Consider the following 18,581-nt stretch of genomic DNA (forward strand, 5'->3'; position numbering starts at 1 on the left):
GTAGCCAAGTTAGAATGTTGATGTCAATTTAAAAATGTCGCGAAACCACTTTGTTTGCAACACAGGTGTGGGCCGGCGGCAACAGCCGAGCTCGTGTCGAAGTTCGGGGTCAGGCACGCAAGCTGACACGGGCCCGACCGTGAGGCGGCATGCTACAGCCGTGTCCGTGTCCCACCGCGGGGTCAGTCACCGAACCGGGACACGAGCCCGGCAATAACAACGAAAGGAGACGCATGCAACCCATCCGCAACATCCTCATCGTCGGCGGCGGCACGGCCGGCTGGCTGGCCGCAGGCTTCCTGGCCAGGACGCTGGGCACCCAAGGTGGCGGCACCGCCATCACGCTGGTCGAGTCGAAGGACATCGGCATCATCGGCGTGGGCGAAGGCACCTTCCCGTCGATCCGCGGCACGCTGTCGGTGCTGGGCATCGACGAGGGCCGCTTCATCCGCGAGTGCAGCGCCACGTTCAAGCAGGGCGTGCGCTTCAACCACTGGGTGCGCGCGCCCGGCGCGCGCGGCCCGGACCACTACTTCCATCCGTTCAGCCAGCCCAGTCAGCGCCCCGGCGGGCCCGAGCTGCTGCCCTACTGGCTCCAAGGCGCGGCCGGCGCGGACGTGCCGTTCGCCGCCGCCGTGACGATGCAAAAGCACGTGGCGGACATGAGCCACGCTCCGAAGCGCAGCGGCGACGCGGACTTCGTGGGTCCACTGAATTACGCCTATCACTTCGACGCCGGCGCGTTCGCCACGCTGCTGGCCAGCCATGCGCAGAGCCTGGGCGTGCGCCGCGTCGAGGCCACCGTCGACCAGGTCAAACTGGACGACACGGGCGCCATCGCCGCCGTCGTGACACGCGAGGCGGGCGAGCTGGCGGCGGACTTGTACGTGGATTGCACCGGTTTCCGGGCACGCCTGATCGGCGAGGCGCTGGGCTCCCCTTTCAGGAACATCAACGACACGCTGTTCGTCGACCGGGCGCTGGCGATGCAGGTGCCGTACGAGCGCCCGGATTCTCCGATCCCGTCGTACACGATCTCCACCGCCCACGAAGCGGGATGGACGTGGGACATCGGCCTGCACGAACGGCGCGGGATCGGCTACGTCTACTCCAGCCGCCATACCAGCGACGACCGCGCCGACCAGCTGCTGCGCCAGTACATCGGCCCCGCCAGCGACGGCCGCGAGCCGCGCCTGTTGAAGCTCAACGTGGGTTACCGCGAGACACAGTGGGTCAAGAACTGCGTGGCCATCGGCCTCTCCGGCGGCTTCCTGGAGCCGCTGGAGTCCTCCGGCATCGGCCTGATCGAGGCGGCGACCTACCTGGTCAGCTACCTGTTCCCGTACGACGGCAACCTGGCCCCGGCCGCGAAGCTGTTCAATGCGCAGATGAAGGCGCGCTATGAGCGCATCGTCGATTTCGTCAAGTTGCACTACTGCCTGACGCAGCGCACCGACAACGCCTTCTGGATCGAGAACGCGCATGCGTCGACGATTCCCGAGTCGCTGCGCGAGCAGCTGGCGATGTGGCGTGCCCGTCCGCCGCACCGGCTGGACTTCGTCACCGACATCGAGATGTACCCACCCTCGAGCTGGCAGTACGTGCTGTACGGGATGGAGTTCCCGACCCGCCAGATGGCGCATCCGGCCGCGCTGCCGGACATGACGGCTGCCCGGCGCGAGTTCCAGACCATCGCGCAGCTGTCGCACCACGCGCTGGCCGACCTGCCCACGCACCGGGCCCTGGTGGAGCACTACCGGCGGGGCGGCACCATGGCGGCCGCGCCGGCGCGGCGCCTGTACGTCTGAGGGTGGCGAAGCGCGCATATGCTAACCTTCGCCGGACAATATTCCAGACTACGTAGACGAACTTGAGCTCAGACGACCACACCAACCCGACCACGCTGCTCGACGTCGCCCGCGCCGCGGGCGTCTCGGCCAGCACCGTGTCGCGCATCCTGAACGGGACCGCCCGCGTGGCGGACGACAAACGCAAGGCCGTGCTGGCGGCCATCGAGCAGATGAACTTCGCGCCGAACCAGATGGCGCGCAGCCTGAAGAAAGGCAGCACGATGACGATCGGGATCGTCGTGCAGGACATCAGCTCGCCGTTCTTCGACGAGACCCTGCGCGGCGTGGACGATGCCCTGAAGGGCACCGGCTACACCAGCGTCATCGTCAGCGGCCACTGGAACGCGGACGAGGAATCGGACCGCATCCGCCTGCTGCTGGCGCGCAAGGTGGACGGCATCATCCTGCTGACGGGCCGCATCTCCGACGAGACGGTACTGCAATTCTCCAATCACCGCCCCATCGTCGCCACGGGCCGGGCGCTGCGCACCGCGAACGCCATCGGCTTCAAGGTGGACAACGAACACGGCGCCTGGCTGGCCACGCGCCACCTGCTGGACCTGGGCCACCGCCGCATCGTCTTCATCACCGGCCCGGCCAGCAGCAGCGACGCCAACGAGCGCCTGGCCGGCTACCGCCGCGCGATGGCCGAAGCCGACGTGGCCGTCGATCCGCAACTGGTGGTGGAAGGCGATTTCCACGAACCGAGCGGGCTGGCCGCCATCAACCGCCTGCTGGAACGCGACGTGCCGTTCACGGCGGTGTTCGCGGCCAACGACCTGTCGGCCTACGGCGCCCGGCTGGCACTGTACCGCAAGGGCATCCGCGTGCCGGAAGATGTGTCGCTGGTCGGCTTCGACGATTTGCCGGGATCGTCTTACACGGCGCCGCCGATGACGACCGTGCGCCAGCCGCTGTACGACCTGGGCAAGGCCGCCACCAACGCGCTGCTGTCGCTGATGGGGCGCGAGGCGTTCGACGAAGGCGTGGCACCGGTGGAGCTGATCGTGCGGGAGACCACCTTGCCGGTGGCACGCCAGGATAAGAGGGGGCACGCGGGCGCAGGGCCCTGAGCATCCAGCTCCAGCGCTGCCATTCCACAGTTGACATCCTGGCGATCCCGTCTAGACTAAACCAGCACAACGACTTGCTGGAGAGCGACCATGGCAACCAGGATATTTGGCCCCCTGATTTTCGCGCTGGCCCTCAGCCCGGGCCTCGCGCTGGCGATGACGCCCACTATTACTACCCCCTCCTTCACACTGCGGGGTACCCCCATGTGGGACGATGGCGATGGATACGCCACCCTGCTGTCCTATGCCGACAACGTTGCGTCAATCGCTCTGATCGATATCCAGGCTGCCGTCAGCCTCGGCATGGCCGATTCGACCGGCATGCTGGAAGGGGGTCGGTGGGTTACGTACACCACGACCTATGGCCTGGATGTGGCCCCTGGTTACCGCGTGACGTCGATATCGATAACGGGTATTGCTGAAGGCTATTTCAACCAGCCGCCCGGGGGCTACGTGGATCAGGCGCAGTACACCTACCTCAGCGGTTATCGGGGGTTCGAGCCGTTATATGGTGGCGCGTCGCATTTGGGTATGTTCAATGGCGAGCGGGAGATCTCGATCTATGCCGGTGGACTTGCCTTGACCGGTTTCTCCACCATGCATTTCAATGCGCAGGCGGGCAACCAGGTGATCAGCGCCGTCGTTCCCGATCCCGAAGGTGGCCCGCCCAGTTACGCCGGTGCACAGGCCAGCATGCTCGTTCGCGACCTGACTCTTCGGATAGAAGTGCAGCCTGTACCGGAACCCTCCACCTGGCTGATGTTCTCCGGTGGGGTCGCCGCCCTGGCGCTGGCGCGAACGCTCAAGAAGCGGCGATAGGCGAGTATGGCCTGCGGCAGCCGTCCTCATTCCGGCCATGGGTATCACGACGACTGGCAGGCACGGACGGGGTTGACGGGCCAGGAAGACCATATCTGCCGACACAGGGTTTCATGCGAATAGCGCGCAGTAAGCGGAGGGCTCCTCTGGACGTGGGCGGCTGGTGCCCCCCCAGGCCAAATACAGGGCAACCAGTCCCCATCACGATGATGGGAGGCCTGCCCCAACCCCGTGGGTGGCTGCCGCGGGTCGTTCTTAGCGCGCAGCCGGGGCGATATCCTTGATGGGTGCCGCGAACCTGGCATGCGCAGCCGGGTCCAGCGGCCGGTGCTTCGGCTCCGTGCGGGCCGGGTCGTGGCCCAGGTAGTTGTCGTTCTTCCAGTTGCGTGACGGCCGCACCGGGCGCGGCACGAAACCGCCGCCGCAGTTGGGGCAGACGTTTTGTAGAAAGCCGTCGACGCAATCGGCGCAGAACGTGCATTCGTACGAGCAGATGCGCGCGTCGGTCGCGGCAGGCGGCAGCGCCTTGTTGCAGTGTTCGCAGGTGGGTCGCAGTTCGAGCATGGTTTCTCCTGTCAGATGCGCTCATTCTGGGCCAGCAGCGATTGACAGGAATGACAGCGATGGATGAATATCTGCCACCATGCCCTCCCCCATCGATATCTGGCTGCTCGTGTTCCCCGGCTTCGTGCTGCTGGACGCCACCGGTCCGCTGCAGGTGTTCGCCAGCGCCAACGACGAGGCGCGCGACGCCGGCCTGCCGCCGCCCTACCGCATCCACGTGATCGCCGCTGGCGGCGGCGCCGTCACGTCGTCGGCTGGCGTCGCGCTGGTCGCGGCGCCACTGCCGCGCCGCGGCGTGTCAGGTGGCACGCTGATCGTCTCCGGTGCCGGCACCGCCGACCTGCCGTCGGACGCCAGCACCGAAGGACGCGCCCTGCTGCGCTGGGTCGCGCGTGCCGCCGGCCCGGCCGCGCGCTGCTGTTCCGTGTGCACGGGCGCGTTCGTGCTGGCGCGCGCCGGCCTGCTGGATGGACGCCGCGCCGTCACGCACTGGCAGGACTTGGCGGCATTGCGGGCCGAGCATCCAGCCATCGCCGTGCAGGACGACGCGATCCACGTCAAGGACGGCAAGTTCCACACGTCCGCCGGCATCAGCGCCGGCATGGACCTGGCGTTGGACCTGGTGGAAGAAGACCTCGGCCGTGCCGCCGCGCTGGCCGTGGCCCGGCGCATGGTGCTGTTTCTCAAGCGCCACGGCGGCCAGCGCCAGTTCAGCACCGAGCTGCTGGCGCAGTCGGAAACGGATGGCGTTGGTACAAAGCTGATCGCATGGCTGCGCCCACGCTTGCAGTTGGCGATCGACGTGGAACAGATGGCCGCAGCGTGTGCGCTGTCGATGCGCACCTTACACCGGCGCTTGCGCGAGGAGCTGGACGTGACGCCGGCGCAGTTGCTGGCGCAATTGAGGATGGAACTGGCGTGCCAGTTGCTGGAACGGCCGGGGATGACGGTAAAGCAGGCGGCGCGCCGCAGCGGGCATGGTAGCGAGTACAACCTGCGGCGGGCGTTTGTGTTGAAGCTGGGTGTGCTGCCCAGTGAGTACCAGGCGCGGTTTGGCTGAGGGTCTGTCCCGAGGGGACTGACCCTGAAGTTTGCTTGCGTTGACATGGCGCTTGCAACTTCGGGGTCAGTCCCCGATGGGGACAGACCCCAACCTCAACGCTTGCGCGGCGGCGGCAAGTCCGTGCAGACGCCTTCGTACACCTCGGCGGCCATGCCGATCGACTCGCCCAGGGTCGGGTGCGGGTGGATCGTCTTGCCGATGTCGGTGCCGTCGCAGCCCATCTCGATCGCCAGGGCGATCTCGCCGATCATGTCGCCCGCATGGGTGCCGACGATGGTGCCGCCGACGATGCGGTGCGTCTCGGCGTCGAACAGCAGCTTGGTGAAGCCCTCTTCGCGGCCGTTCGCCACGGCGCGGCCGGAGGCGGCCCACGGGAAGTGACCCTTCTCGACCTTGATGCCCTTGGCTTTCGCCTCGTCTTCGGTCAGGCCGACCCATGCCACTTCCGGATCGGTGTAGGCGACCGACGGGATCACCTTGACGTCGAAGTGCGACTTCTGGCCGGCAGCCGCTTCGGCGGCCACGTGGCCCTCGTGCACGGCCTTGTGCGCCAGCATCGGCTGGCCCACCAGATCGCCGATGGCGAAGATGTGCGGCACGTTGGTGCGCATCTGGCTGTCCACTTCGATGAAGCCACGGTCGGTGACGCGCACGCCGGCCTTGTCGGCGGCGATCTTCTTGCCGTTCGGGCTGCGGCCCACGGCCACCAGCACCATGTCGTACAGCTGCGGTTCCGGTGCCGTGGCTCCGGCTTCGGCCGCCTCAAACGTAACCTTGATCCCTTCCGGCAGCGCTTCCACGCCGACCGTCTTGGTCTTGGTCATGACGTTGTCGAAGCGGTGCGCGTTGTACTTCTGCCAGATCTTGACGGCGTCGCGGTCGGCGCCCTGCATCAGGCCATCCATCATCTCGACCACGTCGATGCGCGCGCCGAAGGTGGAGTAGACCGTCGCCATTTCCAGGCCGATGATGCCGCCGCCGATGACCAGCATCCGCTTCGGCATGAAGCGCAGCTCCAGCGCACCGGTCGAATCGACGATGCGCGGGTCTTCCGGCACGAACGGCAGCTTGACGACCGAGGAACCGGCCGCAATGATGGCCTGCTTGAACTGCACGACTTTTTTCGTGCCGTCGCCGGCGGTGACTTCGATGTGGTTCGGGCTGAGGAACTGGCCCACGCCCTGCACCACCTGCACCTTGCGCGCCTTCGCCATGCCGGTCAGGCCGCCCGTCATCTTGTTGATGACGCCTTCCTTGTAGGCGCGCACTTCGTCGATGTCGATCTCGGGACGCGCGAACTTGACGCCGTGCTTGCCCAGGTGCGCCGTTTCATCGACGACCGAGGCCAGGTGCAGCAGCGCCTTGGACGGAATACAGCCCACGTTCAGGCACACGCCGCCAAGCGTCGCGTAGCGCTCGACGATGACGGTGTTCATGCCCAGATCGGCCGCGCGGAACGCGGCGGAATAGCCGCCCGGACCGCCGCCCAGCACCATCATGTCGCAGATGACGTCGGCCTGGCCGGAGAACGAACCGGCGCCAGGGGCCGGCGCGGACGCTGGTGCCGAAGCCGGTGCCGGCACGGCGGGACCGCCGTACACCGGCGCGGCCTGGCCTGGCGCGGCACCCTTCTCTTCCGGCTTGGCCACCGGCGCAGCCGGCGCGCCCGCAGGGGCGGCAGCGGCGCCAGCGGCTTCTTCCACCATCAGCAGCAGGCTGCCTTCGGAGACCTTGTCGCCCACCTTGATTTTCAGTTCCTTGACGACGCCGGCGTGGGTGGACGGAATCTCCATCGACGCCTTGTCCGATTCGACGGTGACGAGCGACTGGTCGACCTTGATCGTGTCGCCCGGCTTGATCATCACCTCGATGACTTCCACTTCCTTGAAGTCGCCGATGTTCGGTACCTTCACTTCTACGATGCTCATCGATTCGGTCTCCTTACAGCAGGATCTTGCGCATATCGGCCAGCACTTCGGCCAGGTACACGGCGAAGCGGGCACCGGAGGCACCGTCCACCACGCGGTGGTCGTACGACAGCGACAGCGTCATCATCAGGCGCGGCGCGAACTGCTTGCCGTCCCAGACCGGCTTCATCTGGGCCTTGGACAGGCCCAGGATGGCCACTTCCGGCGCATTGACGATCGGCGTGAAGTGCGTGCCGCCGATGCCGCCCAGCGACGAGATCGTGAAGGTTGCGCCCTGCATGTCGGTCGGTTTCAGCTTGCCTTCGCGCGCCTGCAGCGACAGGTCCGTCATCTCCTTGGCGATCTGCGTCACGCTCTTCTGGTCCGCGTTCTTGATGACGGGGACCACCAGGCCGTTCGGCGTGTCGGCCGCGAAGCCGATGTTGTAATACTTCTTCAGGATCAGGTTCTCGCCCTTCTCGTCCAGCGACGAGTTGAACGACGGGTACTTCTTCAGCGCCGCGACGGAAGCCTTGATGACGAAGGCCAGCATCGTCAGCTTGGTGGCGTCCTTGTTCTTCGCGTTGGCGGCGTTCGATTCGACGCGGAACGCTTCCAGGTCCGTGATGTCGGCATCCTCGAACTGCGTCACGTGCGGGATCATGACCCAGTTGCGGTGCAGGTTCGGGCCGGAGATCTTCTTGATGCGCGGCAGCGGCTGCAGCTCCGTCTCGCCGAACTTGGAGAAGTCCAGCGACGGCCATGGCAGCAGGTTCAGGCCCGCGCCACCACCGGCCGGCGCGGCCGTCGGCGCGTTTGGCGCGGCGGTGGTGCCGGCCATCACGCCCTTGACGAAGTTCTGCACGTCCTGCTGGGTGATGCGGCCTTTCGGGCCGGAGCCCGGCACGCGGCCGACGTCCACGCCCAGTTCGCGGGCGAACTTGCGGACCGACGGCGATGCGTGCGCCAGCTTGCCGGACACGCCCTGGGCGGCCGGCGCGGCCGCGGCAGATGCCGGGGCCGGGGCAGCAGCGGCAGGCGCCGGAGCCGGTGCGGCGGCCGCGGGTGCCGGCGCGGCGGCTGGAGCAGCCGCGGGAGCGGCAGCGGGAGCAGCAGAACCGCCGCTCGATTCGACCACCAGCACCAGCGAACCCTCGGCGACCTTGTCGCCGACCTTGATCTTGATTTCCTTGACCACGCCGTCATGCGACGAAGGGATCTCCATCGATGCCTTGTCCGATTCCACGGTGATCAGTGACTGGTCCTTCTTGATGGTGTCGCCCACCTTGACCATCACTTCGATGACTTCGACTTCCTTGAAGTCGCCGATGTCCGGCACCTTCACGTCCACCGGACCGCTGGACGCGGCCGGCGCAGCGGCCGGTGCGGCAGGCGCCGGCGCAGCGGCCGGTGCGGCAGGCGCCGGCGCAGCGGCCGCAGGTGCCGGAGCAGCGGCTGCCGGAGCAGCGGCCGCCGGGGCAGCGGCTGGCGCCGGCGCGGCGGCGGCACCGTCGGCCTCCACCATCAACAGCAGCGAACCCTCGGCAACCTTGTCGCCGACCTTGACCTTGATTTCCTTGATGACGCCAGCCTGCGACGACGGAATCTCCATCGACGCCTTGTCCGATTCCACGGTGACCAGCGACTGATCGACCTTGATCGTGTCGCCCACCTTGACCATCAGCTCGATGACTTCGACTTCCTTGAAATCACCGATATCCGGGACTTTGACTTCCACAATGCTCATAGCGTTTGCTCCGTATTCTCGTTATTGGGTCACCGGATTGGGCTTGTTCGGGTTCAGGCCATACTTCGCCACGGCCTGTTCGACCACGGCCAGGTCGATCTTGCCTTCGTCGGCCAGCGAGCGCAGTGCCGCCACCGTGATGTAGTAGCGGTTCACCTCGAAGAACTCGCGCAGCTTGGCGCGGCTGTCCGAGCGGCCGAAGCCGTCCGTGCCCAGCACCTTGTACGAGCGGCCTTTCGGCATGTATGGGCGGATCTGCTCGGCGAACAGGCGCATGTAGTCGGTCGTCGCGACGATCGGACCTTGCGTGTTCTGCAGCAGGCCGGTCACGTACGGCACGCGCTGTTCCTTGGTCGGGTTGACCAGGTTCCAGCGCTCGGCATCCTGGCCTTCGCGGGCGACCAGGGTCAGCGACGGCGCGGACCAGATGTCGGCGGCGATGCCCCAGTCCTTCTCCAGCAGCTCGGCGGCGAAAATGGACTCGCGCAGGATGGTGCCGGAGCCGATCAGCTGCACGCGTTGTTTCGCGTCCTTGGAACCTTCCTGCAGCAGGTACATGCCCTTCAGGATGCCCTCTTCCTGGCCGGCTTTCAGGCCCGGATGCGCGTAGTTCTCGTTCATGATGGTGATGTAGTAGAACACGTCTTCCTGTTCCGTCACCATGCGGCGCAGGCCGTCATGAATGATGACCGCCAGCTCGTGGCCGAAGGTCGGGTCGTACGGCACGCAGTTCGGGATCGCGGCGGCGAACAGGTGGCTGTGGCCGTCCTCGTGCTGCAGGCCTTCGCCGTTCAGCGTGGTGCGGCCGGCGGTACCGCCCATCATGAAGCCACGGGCGCGCATGTCGCCGGCGGCCCAGGCCAGGTCGCCGATACGCTGCATGCCGAACATCGAGTAGTACGTGAAGAACGGGATCATCACACGGTTATTCGTCGAGTACGACGTCGCCGCGGCGATCCACGAGCTCATGCCGCCCGCCTCGTTGATACCTTCCTGCAGGATCTGGCCGGCCTTGTCCTCGCGGTAGTACATGACCTGGTCTTTATCGACCGGCTCGTACAACTGGCCTTGCTGGTTGAAGATGCCGATCTGGCGGAACAGGCCTTCCATGCCGAAGGTACGCGATTCGTCGACCAGGATCGGCACGATGCGCTGGCCCAGGCTCTGGTCGCGCAGCAGCGCGGTGATGATGCGCACGAAGGATTGCGTGGTCGAGATCTCGCGGCCTTCCGCGGTCGGCTCCAGCACCGCCTTGAACGCTTCCAGCGGCGGCACCACCAGGGTCTCGTCGGCCTTCATGCGGCGCTGCGGCAGGTAGCCGCCCAGGGCCTTGCGGCGCTCGTGCAGGTACTTGATTTCCGGCGCGTCGTCGGATGGCTTGAAGAATGGGATCTCGGCCAGCTTGTCGTCCGGGATCGGGATGTTGAAGCGGTCGCGCATCTCGCGGATCGCCTCGTCGTCCAGCTTCTTGGTCTGGTGCGCCGTGTTGCGCGCCTCGCCGGACTTGCCCATGCCGAAGCCCTTGACGGTCTTCACCAGCAGCACGGTCGGGCGGCCCTGGGCTTCCTGCGCCACCTTGAACGCAGCGTAGATCTTGTGCGGGTCATGGCCGCCGCGGGTCAGGCGCCAGATGTCGTCGTCGCTCATGTTGGCGACCATTTCCAGGAGCTTCGGATGCTTGCCGAAGAAGTGCTTGCGCACGTAGGCGCCGTCCTTGGCCTTGTAGTTCTGGTATTCGCCGTCCACGGTTTCCATCATCACGCGCTGCAGGATGCCGTCCTTGTCCTTGGCCAGCAGCTCGTCCCAGCCCGGACCCCAGATGACTTTCACCACGTTCCAGCCGGCGCCGCGGAAGTCCGCTTCCAGTTCCTGGATGATCTTGCCGTTGCCGCGCACCGGACCGTCCAGGCGCTGCAGGTTGCAGTTGACGACGATGACGAGGTTGTCCAGCTGCTCGCGCGCGGCCATACCGATCGCGCCCATCGATTCCGGCTCGTCCATCTCGCCGTCGCCGCAGAAGGCCCACACCTTGCGGCCGTCGGTGTTGGCGATGCCGCGCGCGTGCAGGTACTTCAGGAAACGCGCCTGGTAGATCGCCATCAGCGGGCCCAGGCCCATCGACACGGTCGGGAACTGCCAGAAGTCCGGCATCAGTTTCGGGTGGGGGTACGACGACAGGCCCTTGCCGTCCACTTCGCGGCGGAAGTTCAGCAGCTGCTCTTCGGTCAGGCGGCCTTCCAGGAAGGCGCGCGCGTAGATGCCGGGCGACGAGTGGCCCTGCAGGTACAGCAGGTCGCCGCCGTGTTCTTCGGAAGGTGCGCGCCAGAAGTGGTTGAAGCCGATGCCCAGCATGTTCGCCAGCGAAGCGAACGAGGACAGGTGGCCACCCAGGTCGCCATCGGCGCGGTTGGCCTTAACGACCATGGCCATGGCGTTCCAGCGCATCCAGGAGCGCAGGCGCTCCTCATATTCCAGGTTGCCCGGGCAGTGCGCGCCCACGTGGGCGGGAATCGTGTTGACGTAGGCGGTGTTGGCGGAGAACGGGATCAGCGCGCCGCGGCGGCGCGCCAGGTCGACCATGCGCTCCATCAGGTAATGCGCCCGCTCCGGTCCCTCGTTTTCCAGGACGGCTTCGAGCGCCTCCAGCCATTCCTTGGTTTCCTGTGCGTCCGGATCGTTGGCGGTTTGGGCCGTGACCTGGTCAAGTTGAGCTGACATGTATCTAGTCTCCTAAGTTTGAGTGAGCCCGGGCCGATCGCGGCGATCGTGCGGACGCATGGGGTGCTTGATCAGAATTAGCTAAGTCGAAAGATTATTTACCAAGACTTTGGCGAAGTGTAGGAATTCTACAATCATTTCGGGCGTTTTCAAAATGCGCAATGACTTTTCATATTGTGGGATTTCGCTATGGTGAAATGGTGCGGTGCCGCATAAATGCTGGGTTTGGGCGGCACCCCCAAGCGCACCCCTGGGGTCAGACCCCCGTGGGGTCTGACCCCGGCTCCTTGCCGTTGGGTGGTTCTAACCTTCCTGGCGCGCCGCCACTGACCGCCAACCGCCGCCGTTTTATAATGTCGGTCTTTCATCCCACCTCAGCTCACCACCATGCCAGCACAACTGATCGACGGAATCGCCCTCTCCCAACAACTGCGCGCCGAAATCGCTTCCCGCGCCGCCGCATTGACCGCCCGCGGCAAGCAGCCCGGCCTGGCCGTGATCCTGGTGGGCGAGGACCCGGCCAGCCAGGTCTATGTGCGCAACAAGGTCAAGGCGTGCGGCGACGTGGGCATCCACTCGGTGCTGGAAAAATACGACGCCGACCTGACGGAAGCGGCCCTGCTCGAGCGCATCGCGGCGCTGAACGCCGATCCGGCCATCCACGGTATCCTGGTGCAGATGCCGCTGCCCAAGCACATCAACCCGCACAAGGTGATCGAGGCGATCAGCACCTCGAAGGACGTCGACGGCTACTCCGTGCTGTCGGCCGGCGAACTGATGACGGGCCTGGACGGTTTCCGTCCCTGCACGCCGTACGGCTGCATGAAGCTGATCGAAACGACCGGCATCGACCTGCGCGGCAAGCACGCCGTCGTGATCGGTCGCAGCAACACCGTGGGCAAGCCGATGGCGCTGCTGCTCTTGCAAGCCAATGCCACCGTCACCATCTGTCATAGTGCGACGCCGGATCTGGGCCTGTACACGCGCCAGGCCGACGTGATCGTGGCGGCGGTGGGCCGCCGCAACACGCTGACGGCCGACATGGTGAAGCCGGGTGCAATCGTGATCGATGTGGGCATGAATCGCGACGATAATGGCAAGCTGTGTGGTGACGTGGATTTTGCCGCCATCCGCGAAGTGGCCGCGCACATTACGCCGGTGCCTGGCGGTGTCGGTCCGATGACGATCACGATGTTGCTGATGAATACCATCGAATCGGCGGAGCGTTGATTCGACCAACTACTGGATAAACTATGACGACTGACAATCCCCTGCTGGACTTTAGCGGCCTGCCCCGTTTCGACGCATTCAGGCCCGAACACGTGACGCCAGCCATCGACGAGCTGCTGGCCAGGAATCGCGCCGTGGTAACGCAGCTGGAGGCGCCGGCCGACCAGGTGACGTGGCAGAGCTTCGTCACGCCGCTGGAGGACGCGACCGAGCAGCTGGGCCGCGCCTGGGGGATCGTCAGCCACCTGAACAACGTGGTCGACACGCCCGAGCTGCGCGCCGTCTACAACGAGAACCTGCCGAAGGTGACGGAGTTCTGGACCGAGCTGTCGCAGAACGAGGCGCTGTTCGCCAAATACAAGGCCCTGAAGGACAGCCCGGAATTCGCCACGCTGTCGCCGGCCAGGAAGCGCATCGTCGAGAACGCGATCCGCGACTTCCGCATGGGCGGCGCCGAGCTGCCGCCGGCGCAGAAGGAACGTTTCGCCGAGATCCAGGAACAGCACGCGGCCGTGTCCACGCGCTTCTCGGAAAACGTGCTGGACGCCACCAACGACTGGTCCATGCTGGTCGAGAACGAGTCCGAGCTGGCCGGCCTGCCGGAGGACGTCAAGCACGCGGCCAGGACGCTGGCCGAGAAGAACGGCAAACAGGGCTGGCAGTTCACGCTGCACTTCCCGTCGTGCTACCCGATCCTGCAGTTCGCCGACAACCGCGCGCTGCGCGAGAAGGTCTACCGCGCCAATGCCACCAAGGCTTCCGAGCTGGGCGAGGTGTTCAGCGAGCGCGAAAAATGGGACAACGGCGCCAACATCGTCACGCTCTTGAAGCTGCGCGCGGAAGAGGCCCAGCTCCTGGGCTACAAGAATTTCGCCGAGGTCTCGCTGGTGCCGAAGATGGCGCAAAGCCCGGAGCACGTGATCGAGTTCCTGGAAGACCTGGCGCGCCGTGCCCGCCCGTATGCGGAGAAGGACCTGCAGGAGCTGACCCAGTTCGCGCGCGACCGCCTGGGACTGGACCAGCTGGAGGCATGGGACCTGCCGTACGCCTCGGAGAAACTGCAGCAGCACCGCTATTCGTTCTCGGCGCACGAAGTGAAGCAGTACTTCCCCGAGCACAAGGTGATCGACGGCCTGTTCAAGCTGGTGCAGAACCTGTTCTCCGTGACGATCACGCCGGACGAGGCGCCGGTCTGGCACCAGGACGTGCGCTTCTTCCGCATCGAGCGCGATGGCCAGCTGGTGGGCCAGTTCTACCTGGACCTGTACGCCCGCCCCGGCAAGAACAGCGGCGCATGGATGGACGATGCGCGCAGCCGCCGCGTCGAAGCAGGCCGGCTGCAGACGCCGGTGGCCTACCTGACCTGCAATTTCACCGAGCCGGCCGTCGTCAACGGCAAGGCGCAGCCTTCGCTGTTCACGCACGACGAAGTGATCACGCTGTTCCATGAATTCGGCCATGGCCTGCATCACATGCTGACGACCGTCGAGGAGCTGGGCGTGTCCGGTATCTCGGGCGTCGAGTGGGACGCGGTGGAGCTGCCGTCGCAGTTCATGGAAAACTTCTGCTGGGAGTGGGACGTGCTGTCGGACATGACGGCGCACGTGCAGACCGGCCAGCCGCTGCCGCGCGCGCTGTACGACAAGATGCTGGCGGCGAAGAACTTCCAGTCCGGCCTGCAGACCTTGCGCCAGGTCGAGTTCTCGCTGCTGGACATGCATCTGCATTACGACTACGACCCTGCCAGCGGCAAATCCGTGCAGGACGTGATCGACGAGGTGCGGCGCAAGTTCGCCGTCATCATCCCGCCGTCGTTCAACCGCTTCCAGAACTCGTTCGGCCACATCTTCGCCGGCGGCTACGCGGCCGGCTACTACAGCTACAAGTGGGCCGAGGTGCTGTCCGCCGACGCCTACGCGGCGTTCGAGGAGGCGGCCGCGCTGGACGGCGGCAAGCTGCCGGTGCGAACGGGCGAGAAGTTCCTGCGCGAGATCCTGTCGGTGGGCGGCTCGCGCCCGGCGCTGGAATCGTTCACGGCCTTCCGCGGCCGCGAGCCGTCGATCGACGCCCTGCTGCGCCACAGCGGCATGGCGGCCTGACGGCCACCCCAAGGACGGCGCCATCCCGGTCCACGGCCGGCATGGCGCCGTTTTTGTGTCAGCCGAGTGTTGCATTTGGAAAATTACTGCCGTCAATCAACTCACGGCGGGGGAAGGAATCTAGAATAGCGCCATGACCCGTATCGATTTCCACACCAATGTGCCCGACAAGATCGCCTATGCCTGCCGCCTGATCCGCAAGGCCTACGGCGCGCGCAACCGCATCGTCGTGATGACGGAGGACGCGGCCCAGCAGGCGGCGCTGGACACGGCGCTGTGGACGTTTTCCGGCCCCGACTTCCTGCCGCACGTGGCGGTGGACGATCCGCTGGCGCCGGATACGCCGATCGTGCTGACGCACAGCGATGAACAGGAACTGCCCCAGGCCGACCTGTTGGTGAACCTGGCGCGGCGCGCGCCGGCGCAGTTCGAAAGCTTCCCGCGCCTGATCGAGGTCGTGTCGCTCGACGAAACCGACGCCGCCGCCGGCCGCTTGCGCTTCGTCGCCTACAAACGGCAGGATTACCAGCCCACTCACCTCAGCATAGGAAAATCATGAACCAGGCCGCTCCGTTCGATGCCAGCATTCCCGTGCTGACGGAAGTCGTCAGCACGCCCGCCACCCTGCCCGCGGCCGCTCCCGCGCCGGCGCCACTGCCCGACACGGGCGGCCTCGGTGCCGCCGAGTGGGAACAGCTGGAGCGCCGCCTGAACGAGAAGATCCTGCAGCAGTTGACCTCGCGCGTCGACTTCGTGTTGGAGCAGCGCATCAAGGACAGCATGGCCGAGGTGCTGACCCATGCGCTGCACGACTTGACGACGGAAATCCGCCACGGCCTGCACGAAACCATCGGCAAGATCGTCGCGCGCGCGGTACAGCAGGAAATCGTCCATTTGCAGGCAAAAAAGGGCTGAACGGCGCCCCCACGCGGTGCGCCCTGCCCTCTACTTGTGCGCAAGTGAAAAAAGCGCAAGCTGCGTCTTTGCCAATTGAAAATTTTGCTGTACCTTCTCGCTATGAAACGGCGTTCACGAGGCGCCGCCGACCCTAAATCATTGGAGAACGAGACATGCAAACGAAGTACGTCGTTGTTGCAGCCGCCGTGATGGCCGCTTTCGCCGGCACGGCATCCGCCCAGGAAGTGATCAAGATCGGCCACGTGGGCCCCGTCTCGGGCGCGCAGGCACACCTCGGCAAGGACAACGAGAACGGCGCCAACATGGCCATCGCCGACCTGAACGCCAAGGGCATCAAGATCGGCGGCAAGCCCGTCAAGTTCGTGCTGGTGCTGGAAGACGACGGCGCCGACCCCAAGCAGGGCACGACGGTGGCGCAGAAGCTGGTGGATGCCAAGGTCAACGGCGTGATCGGCCACCTGAATTCGGGCACCACGGTGCCGGCGTCGCGCATCTACTATAATGCCGGCATTCCGCAGATTTCGCCGGCCTCGACGATCCCCACGTATACCAAGCAGAAGTTCAACACGGCCTTCCGCATCGTCGCCAACGACAACAAGCTCGGTGGCACGCTGGGCAAGTACGCCGTGACGAAGCTGGGCGCCAAGAAGATCGCCGTCATCGACGACCGCACGGCCTACGGCCAGGGTGTCGCGACGGAGTTCATCAAAGGCGCCAAGGGACCGGGCGTGCAGATCGTCGACAAGCAGTTCACCAACGACAAGGCGACCGACTTCAACGCGATCCTCACCAGCATCAAGGCGAAGAACCCGGACCTGGTCTTCTTCGGCGGCATGGACGCCGTGGGTGGCCCGCTGCTGCGCCAGATGAAGGCGCTGGGCATCAACGCGAAGTTCATGGGCGGCGATGGCGTCTGCACGGATGCGCTGCCGCGCCTGGCGGGTACCGCGGCGGCGGACGGTGTCGTCACCTGTGCCGAAGCCGGTGGCGTGCCGCCGGAACTGCAGAAGAACATGGACGACTTCCGCGCCCGCTACAAGAAGCAGTACAACCAGGAAGTGCAGCTGTACGCGCCATACGTGTATGACTCCGTGATGACGATGGCGCAGGCGATGCAGGATGCAGGTTCGGCCGATCCGAAGAAGTACCTGCCGTTCCTGGCGAAAGTGAAGTACCAGGGCGTGACGGGCCTGATCACGTTCGATGAATTCGGCGACATCCGCGACGGCGCGCTGACCCTGTTCACCTACCAGGGCGGCAAGAAGACGAAGATGGAAGTCGTCAAGTAAGGATAACAACGCGGGAGACAAACGCGAGCGGGCCGTCCGGTGAGGACGGCCCTTGTTTTTTCTGCGGCACCTTATGCGGTGGCCGCATACCGAATGGAGTAAAACGCATATGCAAACCAAGCTGATTCCCCTGGCCGCACTCGTTGCCGCGATTGCCGGCGGCGCGCACGCGCAGGAAGTCGTCAAGATCGGCTACGTCGGCCCGATGTCGGGCCAGTCCGCCCACCTGGGCAAGGATACGCAAAACGGCACGCGCCTGGCCATCGAGGACCTGAACGCGAAAGGCTTCAAGATCGACGGCAAACCCGTCAAGTTCGAGCTGCTGGCGGAAGATGACGCGGCCGATCCGAAGCAGGCCACGTCGGCCGCGCAGAAGCTGGCCGATTCCAAGGTCAATGGCGTGATCGGGCACCAGACCTCCGGCACGTCGATCCCCGCCTCGCGCATCTACTTCAACGCGGGCATCCCGCAGATCTCGGCATCGGCCACCAGCCCGGTCTACACGCACCAGAAGTTCAACACGACGTTCCGCCTGGTCGCCAACGACAACAAGCTGGGCGCCACCCTGGGCCAGTACGCGGTGCAGAAGCTGGGCGCGAAGAAGATCGCCGTGATCGACGACCGCACGGCCTACGGCCAGGGCGTGGCCGACGAATTCGGCAAGGGCGCGCGCAAGGCGGGCGGTGTGCAGATCGTCGCGCGCGAGTTCACCAACGACAAGGCGACGGATTTCAACGCCATCCTGACCAATATCCGCTCGAAGAATCCGGACCTGGTCTTCTTCGGCGGCATGGACTCGGTCGGCGGCCCGCTGCTGCGCCAGATGAAGGCGCTGGGCATCAAGGCCAAGCTGATGGGCGGCGACGGCATCTGCACGGAAGCGATGCCACGCCTGGCCGGTCCGACCGCCGGCGACGAATCGATCGTCTGCGCGGAAGCGGGCGGCGTGACGCCGGGCCAGCAGAAGAAGATGGAGGAGTTCGCGGCACGCTACAAGAAGCGCTACAACGAAAGCCTGCAGATCTACGCGCCATATGCGTACGACGCCGTGATGACGATGGCGCAGGCGATGGCGGACGCGAAATCGGCCGATCCGAAGAAATACCTGCCCTACCTGGCCAAGGTGAAGTATGCCGGCATCACGGGCGACGTCTCGTTCGACGCCTTCGGCGACATCCGCGACGGCGCGCTGACCTTGTACACGTTCAAGGGCGGCAAGCGCACCCTGATCGAAGTGGTCAAGTAAACAAAAAAGCCGGGCATCGCCCGGCTCGTTCAGGTGGTGACGGGCATCGGATGCCGGT

At 65.5% G+C, this 18,581-nt stretch carries 14 protein-coding genes; 10 read left to right on the forward strand and 4 right to left on the reverse strand.

From position 1 onward, the window contains the following. Positions 1-233: 233 nt before the first annotated feature. The 3 genes from E7V67_021300 (at position 234) to E7V67_021310 (ending at position 3,742) form a co-directional block, all read left to right on the forward strand. Entirely contained in the window at positions 234-1,808 is a 1,575-nt protein-coding gene (locus E7V67_021300) for a tryptophan halogenase family protein (protein WUR12214.1), read from the forward strand. Between the two features lie 62 nt (positions 1,809-1,870). Beyond that, positions 1,871-2,923, forward strand: coding sequence for a substrate-binding domain-containing protein (locus E7V67_021305; GenBank protein ID WUR12215.1), 1,053 nt, complete (start codon positions 1,871-1,873; stop codon positions 2,921-2,923). Positions 2,924-3,013: 90 nt separating this feature from the next. Further along, entirely contained in the window at positions 3,014-3,742 is a 729-nt protein-coding gene (locus E7V67_021310) for a PEP-CTERM sorting domain-containing protein (GenBank protein WUR12216.1), read from the forward strand. A 255-nt stretch (positions 3,743-3,997) separates the two neighbouring features. On the opposite strand, the gene E7V67_021315 is transcribed toward E7V67_021310, so the two are convergent. Continuing rightward, positions 3,998-4,306, reverse strand: coding sequence for a DUF1272 domain-containing protein (locus E7V67_021315; protein WUR12217.1), 309 nt, complete (start codon positions 4,304-4,306; stop codon positions 3,998-4,000). 79 nt (positions 4,307-4,385) lie between these two features. Between E7V67_021315 and E7V67_021320 the strand changes: the two genes are divergently transcribed. Next, positions 4,386-5,366 carry a helix-turn-helix domain-containing protein gene (locus E7V67_021320; protein ID WUR12218.1) on the forward strand — a complete coding sequence of 327 codons (981 nt, stop codon included), beginning with the start codon at positions 4,386-4,388 and terminating at the stop codon, positions 5,364-5,366. A gap of 95 nt (positions 5,367-5,461) precedes the next feature. Here E7V67_021320 and lpdA read toward each other — a convergent pair whose 3' ends face one another. The 3 genes from lpdA to aceE are packed head-to-tail and all read right to left on the reverse strand — an operon-like array spanning position 5,462 to position 11,741. After that, entirely contained in the window at positions 5,462-7,297 is a 1,836-nt protein-coding gene (lpdA, locus tag E7V67_021325) for a dihydrolipoyl dehydrogenase (GenBank protein WUR12219.1), read from the reverse strand. Positions 7,298-7,310: 13 nt separating this feature from the next. Then, on the reverse strand, positions 7,311-9,023 hold the full coding sequence (gene aceF, locus E7V67_021330; protein ID WUR12220.1) for a dihydrolipoyllysine-residue acetyltransferase: 1,713 nt from the start codon (positions 9,021-9,023) through the stop codon (positions 7,311-7,313). A gap of 21 nt (positions 9,024-9,044) precedes the next feature. Further along, the gene (gene aceE / locus E7V67_021335; protein ID WUR12221.1) at positions 9,045-11,741 is read right to left on the reverse strand and encodes a pyruvate dehydrogenase (acetyl-transferring), homodimeric type; all 2,697 of its coding nucleotides are present in this window, start codon (positions 11,739-11,741) and stop codon (positions 9,045-9,047) included. 387 nt (positions 11,742-12,128) lie between these two features. On the opposite strand from aceE, the gene folD reads away from it, so the two are divergent. From folD to E7V67_021365, 6 genes are all read left to right on the forward strand, one after another. After that, the gene (gene folD / locus E7V67_021340) at positions 12,129-12,971 is read left to right on the forward strand and encodes a bifunctional methylenetetrahydrofolate dehydrogenase/methenyltetrahydrofolate cyclohydrolase FolD (GenBank protein ID WUR12222.1); all 843 of its coding nucleotides are present in this window, start codon (positions 12,129-12,131) and stop codon (positions 12,969-12,971) included. Between the two features lie 23 nt (positions 12,972-12,994). Beyond that, the gene (locus E7V67_021345) at positions 12,995-15,070 is read left to right on the forward strand and encodes a M3 family metallopeptidase (GenBank protein ID WUR12223.1); all 2,076 of its coding nucleotides are present in this window, start codon (positions 12,995-12,997) and stop codon (positions 15,068-15,070) included. A gap of 133 nt (positions 15,071-15,203) precedes the next feature. After that, positions 15,204-15,629, forward strand: coding sequence for a DNA polymerase III subunit chi (locus E7V67_021350; protein ID WUR12224.1), 426 nt, complete (start codon positions 15,204-15,206; stop codon positions 15,627-15,629). Continuing rightward, entirely contained in the window at positions 15,626-15,985 is a 360-nt protein-coding gene (locus tag E7V67_021355; GenBank protein WUR12225.1) for a hypothetical protein, read from the forward strand. The genes E7V67_021350 and E7V67_021355 overlap by 4 nt, the downstream gene beginning before the upstream one ends. 155 nt (positions 15,986-16,140) lie before the next feature. After that, the gene (locus E7V67_021360) at positions 16,141-17,277 is read left to right on the forward strand and encodes a branched-chain amino acid ABC transporter substrate-binding protein (protein ID WUR12226.1); all 1,137 of its coding nucleotides are present in this window, start codon (positions 16,141-16,143) and stop codon (positions 17,275-17,277) included. A gap of 109 nt (positions 17,278-17,386) precedes the next feature. Then, positions 17,387-18,523: a branched-chain amino acid ABC transporter substrate-binding protein gene (locus E7V67_021365; protein ID WUR12227.1), complete on the forward strand. Its 1,137-nt coding sequence runs from the start codon at positions 17,387-17,389 to the stop codon at positions 18,521-18,523. The last annotated feature ends 58 nt before the right edge of the window (positions 18,524-18,581 follow it).

The sequence above is a fragment of the [Empedobacter] haloabium genome (assembly GCA_008011715.2).
Lineage (GTDB): Bacteria > Pseudomonadota > Gammaproteobacteria > Burkholderiales > Burkholderiaceae_D > Rugamonas > Rugamonas haloabia.

Coding starts and splice junctions, on each gene's coding strand:
- E7V67_021300 (WUR12214.1), top strand. CDS start 234: ATGCAACCCATCCGCAACATCCTCATCGTCGGCGGCGGCACGGCCGGC.
- E7V67_021310 (WUR12216.1), top strand. CDS start 3,014: ATGGCAACCAGGATATTTGGCCCCCTGATTTTCGCGCTGGCCCTCAGC.
- E7V67_021315 (WUR12217.1), bottom strand. CDS start 4,306: ATGCTCGAACTGCGACCCACCTGCGAACACTGCAACAAGGCGCTGCCG.
- E7V67_021320 (WUR12218.1), top strand. CDS start 4,386: ATGCCCTCCCCCATCGATATCTGGCTGCTCGTGTTCCCCGGCTTCGTG.
- lpdA (WUR12219.1), bottom strand. CDS start 7,297: ATGAGCATCGTAGAAGTGAAGGTACCGAACATCGGCGACTTCAAGGAA.
- aceF (WUR12220.1), bottom strand. CDS start 9,023: ATGAGCATTGTGGAAGTCAAAGTCCCGGATATCGGTGATTTCAAGGAA.
- aceE (WUR12221.1), bottom strand. CDS start 11,741: ATGTCAGCTCAACTTGACCAGGTCACGGCCCAAACCGCCAACGATCCG.
- folD (WUR12222.1), top strand. CDS start 12,129: ATGCCAGCACAACTGATCGACGGAATCGCCCTCTCCCAACAACTGCGC.
- E7V67_021345 (WUR12223.1), top strand. CDS start 12,995: ATGACGACTGACAATCCCCTGCTGGACTTTAGCGGCCTGCCCCGTTTC.
- E7V67_021350 (WUR12224.1), top strand. CDS start 15,204: ATGACCCGTATCGATTTCCACACCAATGTGCCCGACAAGATCGCCTAT.
- E7V67_021355 (WUR12225.1), top strand. CDS start 15,626: ATGAACCAGGCCGCTCCGTTCGATGCCAGCATTCCCGTGCTGACGGAA.
- E7V67_021360 (WUR12226.1), top strand. CDS start 16,141: ATGCAAACGAAGTACGTCGTTGTTGCAGCCGCCGTGATGGCCGCTTTC.
- E7V67_021365 (WUR12227.1), top strand. CDS start 17,387: ATGCAAACCAAGCTGATTCCCCTGGCCGCACTCGTTGCCGCGATTGCC.